Origin of the sequence: Bradyrhizobium sp. LTSP857, assembly GCF_000938285.1 — a bacterium.
Taxonomy (GTDB): domain Bacteria; phylum Pseudomonadota; class Alphaproteobacteria; order Rhizobiales; family Xanthobacteraceae; genus Bradyrhizobium.
This window is the reverse complement of sequence record NZ_JYMS01000046.1, coordinates 262,721-276,102: the sequence shown is the minus strand read 5'-3', so window position 1 is coordinate 276,102 and position 13,382 is coordinate 262,721. Positions and strand designations below refer to the sequence as shown.

The following is a 13,382-nucleotide window of genomic DNA, read 5'->3' as shown; positions in this document are numbered from 1 at the left end:
GTCACTTCGCTGGAGGCGGACCCTTCGACCACCAGGTCTCCGGCAGATAGCCGGAGAGCGCGGTGGTCGATGGTCGTTCTATCCGATTCCACCGCGCGATCCATTGCTCGGAGACGTTAAACAGGGGGATTGTGTAGAAGCCTGCGATCAGCGCCCGGTCGAGCGCCCGCACCGCCGAGACGAAGGCCGTATGATCACGGGCCTCCAGGAGGGCGCCGATCATGGCGTCGACCGCGGGATCCCTGGCACCCATGTAGTTGCGGGTGCCCGGGTTGTCGGCGGCTGCACTGCCCCAATAGAAATATTGCTCGTTGCCGGGCGAGAGCGATTGGTCCCAGCGGTTCTGGATCATGTCGAACTCGTAAGCCAGCCGGCGCTGGTCGAACTGCACGGGATCGACCGATCGCACGCTCGGCTCGATGCCGGCGCGCTTGAGGTCGCGCTGGAAGGCGAGCGCGATGCGCTCCTGGTCGCGGGTCGTGACCAATATCTCGAAGGTGAGGGGCGCTTTCGTCGCGCGGTTGCGCAGTACGGTGCCGTCGAGATCGTAGCCGGCCTCCGACAACAGCTTCAGCGCCGCGCGCAGCGTGGTGCGGTCGCGCCCCGAGCCGTCGGTAACGGGGAGGCGGTAGCTGCCGTCCATGACGTCGGACGGTATCTGCGCGGCAAAGGGCTTGAGCAGCTCGCGCTCGCGCGCATCCGCGGGCTGGCCATAGGCCGAGAGGTCCGAGCCTGCGAAATAGCCGGCGACGCGCGAATAGAGGGAGAAGAAATAGTTGCGGTTGACCAGCTCGAAATCGAACAGCAGCGTCAGCGCCTGGCGCACCCGGATGTCCGCGAAGATCGGCCGCCTTGTGTTGAACACCAGGAATTCCGAGGGCTGCGGCACGCCGGGCTTGACGGTGTCGCGGATCACCTCGCCGCTCTTGGCTGCCGGAAAATCATAGCCGTCGTGCCAGCGCAGCGGCTCGTTCTCGACGCGGAAATCATAGAGGCCGCGTTTGAAGGCTTCGAACTGGCCGTTGGCTTCGCGAAAATAGTCGAGCCTGATCTCGTCGAAATTGTAGAGCCCGTGATTGATAGGGAGGTCACGGCCCCAATAGTCGGGATTGCGGGTCAGCGTGACGCTGGCGCCGGGCTTCACCGCCGTGACGCGATAGGGGCCCGAGCCGACCGGCCCGGTCAGCGTCGTCTCCTCGAAGGTCGCGACGTCGACTGCATGCTTCGGCAGGATCGGCATCAGGCCGAGGATGAGCGGCAATTCGCGGTCATTGGCGCCTGCGAGGTCGAAGCGGATTGTGAGGGGATCGGGCGCGTCGGCCTTGGCGATCTTGGCGTAATATTGCCGAAGGTTCGGGCGGCCGTGGTCGCGCAGAAGCTGCCAGGAAAACAGCACGTCCTCGGCGAGCACCGGCTTGCCGTCGGAGAAGCGGGCGCGGGGATCGAGGCGGAAGGTGACATAGGTCCGCTCGTCGTCGGTCTCGACGGTCCTGGCGAGCAGGCCATAGAGCGTGAACGGCTCATCCTGGCCGCGCGCAAGCAGGCTCTCAACCACGTAGCTCCGCATTTGCTGCACGGCCAATCCCTTCACGATGAAGGGGTTGAGGCTGTCGAAGCTGCCGAGGAGGCCCCAGGTCAGCCGGCCGCCCTTGGGCGCGTCGGGGTTGGCATAGGGCATGTGGGTGAAATCGGCAGGCAGCGCGGGCTGGCCGTGCATGGCGATCGCGTGGGCTTCCTCGGCCCGTGCGCCGCTTGCCGACAGGCTGATGGTGAGGGCGAAGGCGAGACTGCAAAGACGGACGCCGGGCCCCTCGAGCAGGCGCTGGAACATGAACATCGCGACACGCTGATTCGAGGACCGGCGGGCCTGAATCCTATCACAGGGATTTCACTGAGCGCGGGCCCGGATCCCGTCAAAGACGCTTGTCGGCATTGATCTTTCTGTCGGCCACGCTAAGAAGGCGGGCAATCGCGCAGGAGCGCCGAGCCCGTCACTTATCTGCCTCAATTGACGGGGAGAGAGCCGCGCCAGGCGGCTCGGTTCGGTGCTTCGGAGCGGTTCGGGGCACTTCCCGTTCAGAAAGGGTTTTCCGCAATGAATTTCCGTTACTTGGCCGCGTCCGTCCGGCCGCGCGGGCGACTTTTCGCCCTGTTGACGGCGACGGCGCTGGCCGTTCCGGTTGCCGCCGAGGCTCAGGCCCCTGCGCCGGCCCCGGGCGCACCCGCACCCAAGGCAGCCCCGAAAGCGGCTCCGAAGGCTGCCCCCAAGGCTCCAGCGCCGGCCGCTCAGGCGCCCGCCCAGCCAGCGCCCGCTCAGGGCGCTCCGGCGCAGCAGGGCGCGGCCCAGCCCGCTGATCAGCAGATCCAGCTGATCTATGCGCCCTGGACCAAGTTCTGCCTCAAGGGCCAGGACGCCAACGCCAAGCAGGTGTGCTTCACCGGCAAGGACGGTCGTATCGAATCGGGCCAGCCGGTCATCGCGGCCGTGATCATCGAGCCGGAAGGCGAGCCCAAGAAGATCCTGCGTGTGACGCTGCCGCTCGGCATGCAGCTCGTGCACGGCACCCGCATCATCGTGGACAACAATCCGCCGCTCCAGAGCCCGTATGTGATCTGCTTCCAGAACGGCTGCATGTCGGACTACGAGGCGACGCCCGAGCTCCTCGCCAACATGAAGAAGGGCCAGAACCTCGTGGTGCAGGCGATCAACGCCAACGGCGCGCCGCTGACCCTGCCACTGCCGCTCGCCGGCGAATTCCAGAAGGCCTATGACGGTCCGCCGACCGATCCGAAGGTGTTCGAGGAAACCCAGAAGAAGCTCCAGGAAGAGCTTCAGAAGAAGGCTGACGAGCAGCGCAAGAAGCTCGAGCAAAACGGTGGCGCGCCCGGCGCACCTCCAACCGCTCAGAAGTAATCGGGGCTCAAATCCCGGACATGAAAAAGGCGCTCGGTTCGAGCGCCTTTTTTGCTGGCCGCTGGTTGGCGCGCCGAAACTTCAAAGCGTTTCGTCAAAACCAAATCTAGTTCAGCGAGGGATTGCGCGGGCGGTAGCCGCCGGTCTTGTCCTTGACGAAGATCTCGGCGACCTGGGAATGGCGGATCGGCTCGCCGGAATCGTCGGGCAAGAGGTTCTGCTCGGAGACATAGGCGACGTATTCCGACTCCGCGTTCTCCGCGAGCAGGTGGTAGAACGGCTGATCCTTGTGAGGCCGCACCTCTTCAGGAATCGACAGCCACCATTCCTCGGTGTTGTTGAATTCCGGATCGATGTCGAAAATCACGCCCCGGAACGAGAAGATCCGGTGGCGAACGACCTGTCCGATCTGGAATTTGGCGGTCCGCGCTTTAATCATTCCCCGTCGATAGACCAGGATTGTGGCCGATGCTAGTGGCCTGATTTGGAATTAACCCGCCGTTGTGGGGCAGATAGCCCCCAAGCCTTCAGAAAATACTTCATCAATGGTCGATATCCTCAATCTGGCACTACCTTATTTCGGCTTGATCTTCGTCGGTTTCGCCTGCGGCAAGGCCAAATCGCTGCCGGAATCGGGCCTCGCCTGGATGAACTTCTTCCTGCTCTATGTGTCGCTGCCGGCGCTGCTGTTTGCGATCATGTCGAAGACGCCATTCTCGGAATTGAACAACCCGCCGTTCCTGGTTGCGACCACGCTGTCGACGGTCGCAGCGTTCGCCATCGCGCTCGTTGTCGGCAAGCTTCTCGGCCGGCTGACGCTGCGCGAGGCGACGCTCGCGGGCCTCTCCGGCGGCTATGGCAATATCGGTTACATGGGGCCGGGGCTGGCGCTGGCCGTGCTTGGACCGAAGGCGTCGGCGCCGACCGCGCTGATCTTCTGCTGCGACAGCATCTTCCTGTTCTCGATCGTGCCGCTGCTGATCGAGCTCTCCGACCGCGACCATCCCTCGATCGTGCATGCCTTCGGCGTCGTGCTGAAGCAGATCGTGCTCAACCCGCTGATCATGTCGGCCTGTTTTGGCGCGGCGGTCGCAGCACTCCATATCGAGCTGCCGGTCGCGCTCGATCGCACCATCACCTTCCTCCAGAACGCGGCGGCTCCGACGGCATTGTTCGTGCTTGGTGTAACGGTGGCGTTGCGGCCGTTCGATCGCGTCCCGTGGGAGGTGCCGGGCGTGATCGCGGTCAAGCTCCTGATCCATCCGCTCATGTCGTTCGCGCTGATGCTGACCTTCGGCCCGTTCGCGCAGCCCTGGGCTGCCACAGCCGTGCTGGTGGCCTCGCTGCCACCGGCGCTGAACGTGTTCGTCATAGCCCGGCAGAACGATGCCTGGATCGAATCCGCCTCCGTCGCCGTGCTGCTCGGGACGTTTGCGTCCGTGGTGACGCTGACCAGCGTGATGTGGTTGCTCCAGACCGGCCGGCTGGCGTTTCCGTAAAGATGCTACTTGCGCCAGGTTGGCGTTAGCCCCTCGCGCATCGCCAAGCGCCGCAGCGGGCCGATGGCGCCGAGCAAGTGCATGCCGATCGCACGGACCGGCTGGAGCGGCAGGAAATCGTTGAGCAGAGAGCGGTTGGCGATGTCGATCGCAAACGTCCGGCTCAGGATGTCCGGACGCCGCGCCCGGTCGTAGCGCTTGAGCACCTCGGCCGCACCGGGATCGTCGCCGGCCGCGATCGCGTCGCCCGCGAGCCTCGCAATATCGGCGGCATCGCGAAGACCGAGGTTGAGGCCCTGGGCGCCGATCGGAGGCACCACATGGGCGGCTTCGCCAACCAGCGCGATGCGGTCGCGGCCAAAGGATTTGGGCCGCTCGATCGCCAGCGGGAACAGGTTGCGGCCGGGCTCGACCGTCATCCGTCCCAGAATGGAATGCGACTGCTTCTCGATCGCAGCGGACAGTTCCTCGTCGCTCAGGGCGCGCAGCCGTTCGGCCTCCGCAGGCGCCGAAACCCAGACAATGCTGGAGCGGTTGCCGGGCAGGGGCACGAACACGCAAGGGCCGTGCGGCGTGTGGAACTCGGTCGAGACGTTGCGATGCGGCCTGGCATGGCTGACGTTGAAGGTCAGCGCCGTCTGCGCAAGCTCGCGCCGCGTCACCGCGATGCCGGCGGCCTCCCGGCACAGCGAATGCCGGCCGTCGGCGCCGACCACGAGCCGGGCCGTCAAAAATTGTCCGGAAGCGGTGCGGATCGCGACATCATCGGCTTCGATCAGGACGTTTTCGGCTTCATCGTCGAAACGGACGAGTGCGGGCAACTCGGCCGCGCGTGCCTCCAGCGCCAGCATCAGCGAGCGGTTGTCGATGTTGTAGCCGAAGGCGTCGAGGCCGATCTCATGACAGGAGAACCGGACCTCCGGCGCGCGGAACAGCCGGCCGGTGTCGTCGACGAGCCGCATGGTTTCGAGCGCGGCCGCCTTGTCCTTGCAGCGCGGCCAGACGTCGAGGCTCTCCAGCAGACCGACGGAGGCACCTAACAGCGCAGTGGTGCGATTGTCGGCATAGGGCAGGCGCCGCGCCACCAGCGCCGTCCGTGCGCCGGCCTGCGCCAATGCAATTGCCGCCGCGAGCCCAGTCGGTCCACCGCCGACGATTGCTGCGTCAAAGAGTGCCGATCCATCTGTCATGGAACGACACATGACATGCTCCGCGGCAAATTCAAGCCCACCTATATTTCCTTGATTTTATGGCGAATTGCGCGACCGATCGCCGCGATGGCGGATGTGCAAATCGGTCCCATTCTGGTAGCAGAAGCCATGGACAGCCAAGAGGATTCCCTCAAGCCGACGACCGCGATCCGCGCCGCGGCGTTTTCGGTGCACATCTTCACCGCGTTCGGGGCGGCGATCGCGCTGCTGGCGATGCTGGAGGCCGTGCGCGAGCATTGGGCGGCGATGTTTCAATGGCTGGGCGTGGCCCTGATCATCGATGCGATCGACGGCCCGATCGCACGCCGGCTGAACGTCAAGGACGTGCAACCGAACTGGTCGGGCGACGTGCTCGATCTCGTGGTCGACTTCCTCACCTATGTCTTCGTGCCGGCCTACGCGATCGTTGCCAGCGGCCTGTTGCTGCCGGTGGCCGCCCCATTGCTCGGTATCGCCATCATCGTCACCAGCGCGCTCTATTTCGCCGATCTGCGCATGAAGGCCGACGACAATCACTTTCGCGGCTTTCCGGCGCTGTGGAATGCGGCGGCGTTCTACCTGTTCCTGCTGCACTGGTCGCCGCTGTTGTCGACGCTGCTGGTCGCAGCCCTGGTGGTGCTGACCTTCGTTCCGTTCCACGTGTTGCATCCGGTCCGTGTCGTGCGGCTGCGCTGGCTGACGATGTCGCTGATCGCGATCTGGGCGCTGCTGGCCCTCTATGCGCTGGAGATGGATTTTCGGGTCGGCGCTGGCGTAACGGTCGCGCTCTGCGCGATCGCGCTCTGGATCACCTTCAGCGACGCCATGATCCGGCTGGCAAGATCCTTCGCATGATGCATCTGTTGACAAGCCCCGAGGCCTGGGCCGCACTGCTGACCCTGACCGCGCTCGAGATCGTGCTCGGCATCGACAACGTCATCTTCCTGTCGGTGATCGTCTCGCGCATCCCCGAGAAGCAGGCCCATCGCGCCCGCCAGATCGGGCTGGGGCTGGCGCTGATCTTCCGCATCATCCTGCTCAGCCTGCTGGTCTGGCTGATCGGCCTGACCGCGCCGGTGTTTGCCTTCAAGGGCTACGACTTCTCCTGGCGCGACCTGATCCTGATCGGCGGTGGCCTGTTCCTGATCGCGAAGGCGACGCACGAGATCCATGCCGAGGTGGAAGCCGACGGCGGCGAGGGCGACGGCAAATCCGGCCGCAATGCCTTCTTCTGGGTGATCGCCCAGATCGTCGTCATCGACATCGTGTTCTCGCTGGATTCGATCATCACCGCGATCGGCATGGCGCAGGACATCGAGATCATGATCGCGGCCGTCGTGATCGCCTGCCTGATCATGTACATTTCGTCAGGCCCGGTGGCGCGATTCGTCGCGGAGCATCCGACCACGAAAATGCTGGCGCTGGCGTTCCTGGTCTTGATCGGCGTCGCGCTGGTTGCGGACGGATTCAAATTCCACATCCCGCGCGGCTACATCTATTTCGCAATTGCGTTCTCGGCGGCGGTGGAGTTCTTCAACGTGCTCGCCAAGAGCAACCGCAAGAGGGCCGGCAAGCCGTCGGTTTAGGCGTTCCACCCGGCGTCGAGTTGACAAGGCGGGCGCGATGTCTTTCGCTTGCTGTCAGGACGACCGAGAGCAAGAAGACGAGGAGCCCAGGCGATGACCAAAGCCGTCCGTGTGCACAAGGTCGGAGGCCCCGAAGCGCTGGTCTATGAAAGCGTCGAGGTGCCGGCGCCGGCGAGCGGCGAGGTGCGCATCCGCCAGCATGCGGTCGGGCTGAACTTCATCGACGTCTATTACCGCACCGGCCTCTACAAGGCGCCGGGGCTGCCCTTCATCGCCGGCAACGAGGCCGCCGGCGAAGTCGTTGCGGTCGGACCCGGCGTGACGAATTTCCATCCCGGCGACCGCGTCGCCTACTATCACAATCTCGGCGCCTATGCCGGCGAGCGCAACATCCCCTGGGAGAAGTTGGTCAAGCTGCCCGACCACATCACCTATGAGCAGGGCGCCGTGCTGATGCTCAAGGGCCTGACGGTCTGGTATCTCCTGCACAAGACCTTCAAGGTCGAGCCGCATCACCGCGTGCTGATCCACGCCGCGGCCGGCGGCATCGGCCTGCTTGCCTGCCAATGGGCGAGGTCGCTTGGGGCGCATGTGATCGGCACGGTCGGTTCGCGCGCCAAAGCGGAGATTGCCGAGGCCAATGGCTGCGATCACGTCATCCTCTACAACGAGGAGGATTTTGTCGCGCGCGTGAAACAAATCAGCCGCAGCGAGGGCTGCGACGTCGTCTATGACGGCGTCGGCAAGGCGACCTTCCCGGGCTCGCTGTCCTGCCTGAAGCCGCGCGGCATGTTCGTCTCGTTCGGCAATGCCTCAGGTCCGGTGCCGCCGTTCTCGATTGCCGAGCTCAACAATCACGGCTCGCTGTTTGCGACGCGGCCGAAGCTCAACGATTACATCGGCACGCGCAAGGAGCTTCTGGAAGGCGCCGACACGCTGTTCGCCGCCGTCATCAATGGCAAGCTGCACGTGCCGATCAACCACGCCTACGCCCTGAAGGACGCCGCGAAGGCGCATATCGATCTCGAAAGCCGGAATACGACGGGGGCGTCGATCCTGAAGCCGTAACTCACCGTCATCGTCGGTTGAGACAGCTTTCGTAGGGTGGGCAAAGGCGCGAAGCGCCGTGCCCACCATTTCGCAACGACGGTTTTGAATGGTGGGCACGCTTCGCTTTGCCCACCCTACGCCACGCGTCTGGCTGCGCCGGCCTTGGTTAAAATCCCGTCGAGACAATCGATCATCTCTGCGATCTCTCCCTTTGTGACGTTCAGCGCCGGCATGAAGCGCAGCGCGTCGACCTGCGGTGCGTTGAGCAGCACGCCGGCCTCGAACGCCTGGGCGACGATGCCGGGCGCGATCGGCAGCTTGAGGTCGAGCGCCAGCAGCAGGCCGCGGCCGCGGACCTCACCGAGGCCGTGCCGGGCCGAAACCTTCTGCAGCTCGCTTTCGAGCAGCAGGCCGGTCTCCGTGACAGCCTTCAGGAAGTCCGGCTGGCTGACCTGCTCCAGCACCGCAAGTCCGGCCGCGCACATGATCGGGTTGCCGTTGAACGTGCCGCCCTGGTCGCCGTGCTCGAAACAGGCCGCGCGTTCGGTTGCAAGCAGGGCCGCGAGCGGCACGCCACCGCCGATGCCCTTGCCGAGCGTCATGATGTCGGGCGCGATGCCGGTGTGCTCATGGTGGAAGAGCTTTCCGGTCCGGCCCATGCCGGTCTGGATTTCGTCGAAGATCAGCAGCAGGCCATGTGCGTCGGTGAGCGCGCGCAGCTCCTGCAAAAACTGATCGGTCGCCGGCCACACGCCGGACTCGCCCTGGATCGGCTCCAGCATCACCGCGACGGTGTTGTCGTTGATCAGCCTTGCGACGGAGGCGATGTCGTTGAGCTTCGCCTTCTTGAAGCCCGCGACCTTCGGCTCGAACAGCGGCTCGAACGCCTTCTTGCCCGACGCCGACATCGTCGCCAGCGTGCGGCCGTGAAAGCCGCCCTCGAAGCTGATGATCTCGAACGCGCCGTTCCTGTGCAGGCTGCCATATTTGCGCGCGAGCTTGATCGCGCCCTCATTAGCCTCCGCACCGGAATTGGCAAAAAACACCTGGTCGAAGGCGCTGTTGTCGACGAGCGCCTGCGCGAGCTTGAGGCTCGGCTCGTTGTAGAACGCCGGGCTCGGCGTCAGCAGCCGCTTGGCTTGCGCAGCAAGCGCGCCCGCAACCGCAGGCGGTGAGTGACCGAGGCAGTTGACGGCCCAGCCCTGCACGAAATCGAGATAGCGCTTGCGGCTGTCATCCCAGAGGTAGGAGCCAGCGCCGCGGACGAACACGGCCTTGGGCCGTGCAGTGATATCCATCAGCGCATCATACGGATGGGTGGCGGTGGTCATGTCGAACTCCTCTTGGGTTAGCGAAGATCTGGGGCGGGTGGAAAATGGACGCAGAATGCAAGAAGGCCGCACTTTGCGGGTGCGGCCTTCTCGAAAACTAAGCTGAATTCAGTGCTTCAGCGGCGTCGTCGGACATGGCGCAACCCATCATCGTCGCGGGAGCGACGACGCATGGCTTGGCGCAGGTGGGTCCGAGAATTGATCATAGGGCGCGGCAATACATGCGAATGGCAGGGTTTGTCAAGCAGGCCTTTTGCGAAACACCCGCCTGGCGTGCATCGTGTTGCGCTCGGCTTTAGGAAAAAAGTGCGCAGTTTGTCGCGTCCGCACTTCGTACCAACCGGCGCGCCCGCGCGCGCCGGGCCTTGAACAACTGCGCGTCGCTCGATGGAAACCATCAAGCCTCTAGCGCGTTTGTGATCAGACAACGCGAATTGGTTCGAACCGGACGCACCACCGGCGAGACCAAAAGGGCGGGACCAACCAGATAGTTTTCAGCCTTGTCCGATACGCCTTACCCGATCGACCTCGACAGCATTCACGGCGCGTTTCCGCCGGGCATCGAAGCGCCATCCCTGCTGCTGGACTTTGCCGGCTGGCTGAACGGGCGTCCCTGGGGCAGCGTCGGCTGCTTTTCGCTGCAAGGCCAGTTCTCCGATCAGGCCCCGATCTTCGACGGCAGTCCGCTGCGCGACCGCTTCGCGCTGTTCATGCGCTTGCCCGATGGCTCCGCCGTCGGCGGCTGGTATGGCGCCGGTCTCGACCGCGACGATCCCCCGATCGTCGGGCTGGGGTCGGAGGGCGACTATCAATTGCTGGCGCCGACCCTCGACGGGTTGCTCGCGAAACTCACGTCACAGCAGTTCGACAAGGCCTGGCACGATCTGCGGCCACACGACGAGGTCGAGTGTCAGACCGTCGCGTTGGCGCAATGGCTCGCCGGACGGCCGACCGACGAGAGGGTAGCGCCCGAAGATCATTCGTCAGACCTGCCCGACTTTCGCGGCTTCGTCGAGAAATGGAGCCGGGATCGCGAAGACTATTGGGCCAATCACCGGATGATGGCCGAGCTCGGCTGGCGGCTTGCTGCGCATCTGCCGAAAGGCAAGAACGACTGGGACAAGACCCGTTTCGAAGTGGCGATCGTCGGCAAGCAATACCAGGCGCGGATCCTCACGCGCGGGCCGCAGCCATTCGAGGAATCCGGTTCGATCGAATCCCTGCTGCGCGAATTGCGCGAAGACATGCGGCGGAGCAGCCCGAGCTCGGGCTGTGGCACGCGATGAGCTTTGGGCTCTACGCCGAGGGCCGGGTCATGCCGAACTTCGAGTACGATGTGCGCCCGACCATCGATGGCGAGCCGGCGCTGCTGTCCGAAGCCAAAGCCGATCTCGCCCGCGCTCCGCGCCCCGAGCGCTGGGTGCCGAAATGGCTGACTGAAGCCTGATCGCTACTTCGCCCTTGCGCCCGACGCGTGCTTGGTGATGCTGCCTCGGGGCAGCATCGGGGGGGCTGGTTTGATCAGATCAATACAGTTCGAGAAGATTGGCACCGCGCCGACGCTTCCCGGATTTTCGCTCACTGCAAGCGGGGTTGCGGGCGACCAGTCGCTGCTGTTCTTGTTCGAGTTCTCGGACGGTGGCGCATCGACAGCGACTGCGTTGCGCGCCTCTGGCGTACTGCCACATCCGAAGATGGGCAGGTTGAAACGTTACCGTTTGCTTAAGTCGAATGCCGGATCGGAGCTATGGATCGATCTGCCTCCCCTTGAACTCCACGCCTCCAAGATCGACCTCTTTCCCGACGGTCGCGTCCTGCTGGCGAGCTCCAGATGGAACTTCCAGGTCGAGACGGACTACAATCTGAATGGAATCATCTTCGATCCCCAGACCGGGCAAGCAAGCCGCGTCGGCCTGGGCGACGGCATTAGCGATCTCCAGATCGATCAGCGTGGCCGGATCTGGGTTGGGTATTTCGACGAGGGTGTTTTTGGCAGTTCGGTCGGGCAGGCCGGTCTGGTTTGTTTCTCGGATTTGGGAGAGAAAGTCTGGGAATTTCCAGCAGATGCGGACCACACAATTGACGACTGCTACGCGCTCAATGTGACAGGCGCAGACGCTGCCATTTTCTTCTACTCGGATTTCCCGATCTGCAAGATTGGTGCTGATTTCCAATTGAGCTGGTGGCAAACGGAGCTACAAGGCTGTCATGCGTTCGCGATGTCAGCGACCGAAATCCTCTTCTCCTCGCAGTATCAGGAGTCCTCTGAGACCGCGCATATCGGACAATTAGATCGAGAGGGGGTCTTATATACCAAGCGAGCACGCCTGTTGATGCCCGACGGCTCAGGCCGTCCACCCGGCCGATTGCACGGGCGCGGCAACCATCTCTATCACTTCGGCGAAGACGGCATTTACCGGGCGACAGTGGTTTGAGACCAGCGGGGAAGCGCCGTCAGAACCCCGCGACGGTGCCGTGTAGATCATACTGATCGGCGCGTTCGATCTTCGCGGTGACGATCTCGCCGACGCGCAAGGGCCGGCGGCTGGTGAGATAGACCGCGCCGTCGATCTCCGGTGCATCCGCCTTGGAGCGGCCTTTTGCCACTGTCGGCCCGACCTCGTCGATGATGATCTGCTGGCGCGTGCCGACCTTGCGCTTCAGCCTGCGTGCGGAGATCTTCTGCTGGCGGGCCATCAGCGCGTTGTAGCGTTCCTGCTTGATCTCGGCGGGCACAGCGCCTTCGAGAGCATTCGACGTGGCGCCGGCGACCGGCTCGTATTTGAAGCAGCCGAGGCGATCGATCTCGGCCTCGTCGAGCCAGTCGAGCAGATAGGCGAAATCGGCATCGGTCTCGCCGGGGAAGCCGACGATGAAGGTCGAGCGCAAGGCGAGATCGGGACATTCCTCGCGCCAGCGCTTGATCCGCGCCAGCGTCTTGTCCTGCGCCGCCGGGCGCTTCATCGCCTTCAGCACCTCGGGGCTCGCATGCTGGAACGGGATGTCGAGATAGGGCAGCACCTTGCCCTCGTTCATCAGCGCGATGACCTCGTCGACATGCGGGTAGGGGTAGACATATTGCAGCCGGACCCAGGCCCCGAGTTCGCCGAGCTCACGCGCAAGGTCGAGGAATCTGGCGCGGACCTGGCGGTCCTTCCACGGGCTCTCGGCGTATTTCAGATCGACGCCATAGGCCGAGGTGTCCTGCGAGATGACAAGCAGCTCCTTGACGCCGGCATCAACCAGTCGCTCGGCTTCGCGCAGGACATCGTTGGCGGGACGCGAGACGAGATCGCCGCGCAGCTTCGGGATGATGCAGAAGGTGCAGCGGTTGTTGCAGCCTTCGGAGATCTTCAAATAAGCGTAGTGGCGCGGCGTCAGCTTGATGCCCTGCGGCGGCACCAGATCAAGATGCGGATTGTGGGCGGGCGGCAGCGCGCGGTGCACGGCGTCGAGCACGCTCTCATATTGCTGCGGGCCGGTGATCGAGAGCACGCCGGGATAGGCCTGTTCGATCTGCTCGGGCTCGGCGCCCATGCAGCCGGTCACGATTACCTTGCCGTTCTCGGCCATGGCCTCGCCGATTGCCGAGAGTGACTCCTGCTTGGCGCTGTCGAGAAAGCCACACGTGTTAACGATGACGATGTCGGCCCCGTCATGCTTGCGGGCGAGCTCATAGCCCTCGGCGCGCAGGCGCGTGATGATGCGCTCGGAATCCACCAATGCCTTGGGACACCCGAGCGACACGAAGCTGACCTTGGGCGCAGCCGTCTGTTCCATATCCAAAAATCTGCCTGATTGATCGGCAGGAG

13 protein-coding genes are annotated in these 13,382 nt (G+C 64.0%); 8 read left to right on the top strand and 5 right to left on the bottom strand.

Translation table 11 applies throughout. The features are described 5' to 3' along the window. Position 1: 1 nt before the first annotated feature. Entirely contained in the window at positions 2-1,837 is a 1,836-nt protein-coding gene (locus UP06_RS30730; protein ID WP_045007426.1) for an extracellular solute-binding protein, read from the bottom strand. Between the two features lie 258 nt (positions 1,838-2,095). Between UP06_RS30730 and UP06_RS30725 the strand changes: the two genes are divergently transcribed. After that, positions 2,096-2,914 (top strand): invasion associated locus B family protein, encoded by an 819-nt coding sequence (locus tag UP06_RS30725; protein WP_045007425.1) that lies wholly within the window; start codon positions 2,096-2,098, stop codon positions 2,912-2,914. A 106-nt stretch (positions 2,915-3,020) separates the two neighbouring features. Here the strand turns inward: UP06_RS30725 and hspQ are convergent, their stop codons facing one another. Continuing rightward, a complete protein-coding gene (gene hspQ, locus UP06_RS30720) occupies positions 3,021-3,353 on the bottom strand; it encodes a heat shock protein HspQ (RefSeq protein ID WP_045007424.1) in 333 nt (110 codons plus the stop codon). 106 nt (positions 3,354-3,459) lie between these two features. On the opposite strand from hspQ, the gene UP06_RS30715 reads away from it, so the two are divergent. Next, positions 3,460-4,413, top strand: coding sequence for an AEC family transporter (locus UP06_RS30715; RefSeq protein ID WP_045007423.1), 954 nt, complete (start codon positions 3,460-3,462; stop codon positions 4,411-4,413). 5 nt (positions 4,414-4,418) lie between these two features. On the opposite strand, the gene UP06_RS30710 is transcribed toward UP06_RS30715, so the two are convergent. Then, entirely contained in the window at positions 4,419-5,603 is a 1,185-nt protein-coding gene (locus UP06_RS30710; RefSeq protein WP_045007422.1) for a UbiH/UbiF family hydroxylase, read from the bottom strand. A gap of 87 nt (positions 5,604-5,690) precedes the next feature. Here UP06_RS30710 and pcsA point away from each other — a divergent pair, with 87 nt between their 5' ends. The 3 genes from pcsA to UP06_RS30695 all read left to right on the top strand — a co-directional run bounded on the left by pcsA (position 5,691) and on the right by UP06_RS30695 (position 8,257). Then, positions 5,691-6,458 (top strand): phosphatidylcholine synthase, encoded by a 768-nt coding sequence (gene pcsA / locus UP06_RS30705; RefSeq protein ID WP_045007632.1) that lies wholly within the window; start codon positions 5,691-5,693, stop codon positions 6,456-6,458. Next, the gene (locus UP06_RS30700) at positions 6,455-7,189 is read left to right on the top strand and encodes a TerC family protein (RefSeq protein WP_045007421.1); all 735 of its coding nucleotides are present in this window, start codon (positions 6,455-6,457) and stop codon (positions 7,187-7,189) included. The genes pcsA and UP06_RS30700 overlap by 4 nt, the downstream gene beginning before the upstream one ends. 93 nt (positions 7,190-7,282) lie before the next feature. Further along, entirely contained in the window at positions 7,283-8,257 is a 975-nt protein-coding gene (locus UP06_RS30695; RefSeq protein ID WP_045007420.1) for a quinone oxidoreductase family protein, read from the top strand. A 116-nt stretch (positions 8,258-8,373) separates the two neighbouring features. Here UP06_RS30695 and UP06_RS30690 read toward each other — a convergent pair whose 3' ends face one another. Continuing rightward, positions 8,374-9,570 (bottom strand): acetylornithine transaminase, encoded by a 1,197-nt coding sequence (locus tag UP06_RS30690; RefSeq protein ID WP_045007419.1) that lies wholly within the window; start codon positions 9,568-9,570, stop codon positions 8,374-8,376. A 500-nt stretch (positions 9,571-10,070) separates the two neighbouring features. Between UP06_RS30690 and UP06_RS30685 the strand changes: the two genes are divergently transcribed. Genes UP06_RS30685 through UP06_RS30680 form a run of 3 tightly spaced genes read left to right on the top strand, consistent with a single transcriptional unit; the run spans position 10,071 to position 12,005 of the window. Then, on the top strand, positions 10,071-10,856 hold the full coding sequence (locus UP06_RS30685) for a hypothetical protein (protein ID WP_245305592.1): 786 nt from the start codon (positions 10,071-10,073) through the stop codon (positions 10,854-10,856). After that, positions 10,853-11,017: a hypothetical protein gene (locus UP06_RS42240; RefSeq protein ID WP_245305591.1), complete on the top strand. Its 165-nt coding sequence runs from the start codon at positions 10,853-10,855 to the stop codon at positions 11,015-11,017. Before UP06_RS30685 ends, UP06_RS42240 begins: the two co-directional genes overlap by 4 nt. Before the next feature lie 37 nt (positions 11,018-11,054). Continuing rightward, positions 11,055-12,005, top strand: a complete 951-nt coding sequence (locus UP06_RS30680) for a YxiH-YxzG fusion protein (protein WP_245305596.1) — start codon at positions 11,055-11,057, stop codon at positions 12,003-12,005. 19 nt (positions 12,006-12,024) lie between these two features. Here the strand turns inward: UP06_RS30680 and rimO are convergent, their stop codons facing one another. Beyond that, positions 12,025-13,350: a 30S ribosomal protein S12 methylthiotransferase RimO gene (gene rimO / locus UP06_RS30675; RefSeq protein ID WP_045007418.1), complete on the bottom strand. Its 1,326-nt coding sequence runs from the start codon at positions 13,348-13,350 to the stop codon at positions 12,025-12,027. Positions 13,351-13,382 lie beyond the last annotated feature (32 nt).

Coding starts and splice junctions, on each gene's coding strand:
- UP06_RS30690 (WP_045007419.1), bottom strand. CDS start 9,570: ATGACCACCGCCACCCATCCGTATGATGCGCTGATGGATATCACTGCA.
- UP06_RS30680 (WP_245305596.1), top strand. CDS start 11,055: ATGCTGCCTCGGGGCAGCATCGGGGGGGCTGGTTTGATCAGATCAATA.
- UP06_RS30700 (WP_045007421.1), top strand. CDS start 6,455: ATGATGCATCTGTTGACAAGCCCCGAGGCCTGGGCCGCACTGCTGACC.
- hspQ (WP_045007424.1), bottom strand. CDS start 3,353: ATGATTAAAGCGCGGACCGCCAAATTCCAGATCGGACAGGTCGTTCGC.
- UP06_RS30710 (WP_045007422.1), bottom strand. CDS start 5,603: ATGACAGATGGATCGGCACTCTTTGACGCAGCAATCGTCGGCGGTGGA.
- UP06_RS42240 (WP_245305591.1), top strand. CDS start 10,853: ATGAGCTTTGGGCTCTACGCCGAGGGCCGGGTCATGCCGAACTTCGAG.
- UP06_RS30715 (WP_045007423.1), top strand. CDS start 3,460: ATGGTCGATATCCTCAATCTGGCACTACCTTATTTCGGCTTGATCTTC.
- rimO (WP_045007418.1), bottom strand. CDS start 13,350: ATGGAACAGACGGCTGCGCCCAAGGTCAGCTTCGTGTCGCTCGGGTGT.
- UP06_RS30730 (WP_045007426.1), bottom strand. CDS start 1,837: ATGTTCATGTTCCAGCGCCTGCTCGAGGGGCCCGGCGTCCGTCTTTGC.
- UP06_RS30695 (WP_045007420.1), top strand. CDS start 7,283: ATGACCAAAGCCGTCCGTGTGCACAAGGTCGGAGGCCCCGAAGCGCTG.
- UP06_RS30725 (WP_045007425.1), top strand. CDS start 2,096: ATGAATTTCCGTTACTTGGCCGCGTCCGTCCGGCCGCGCGGGCGACTT.
- pcsA (WP_045007632.1), top strand. CDS start 5,691: ATGGCGGATGTGCAAATCGGTCCCATTCTGGTAGCAGAAGCCATGGAC.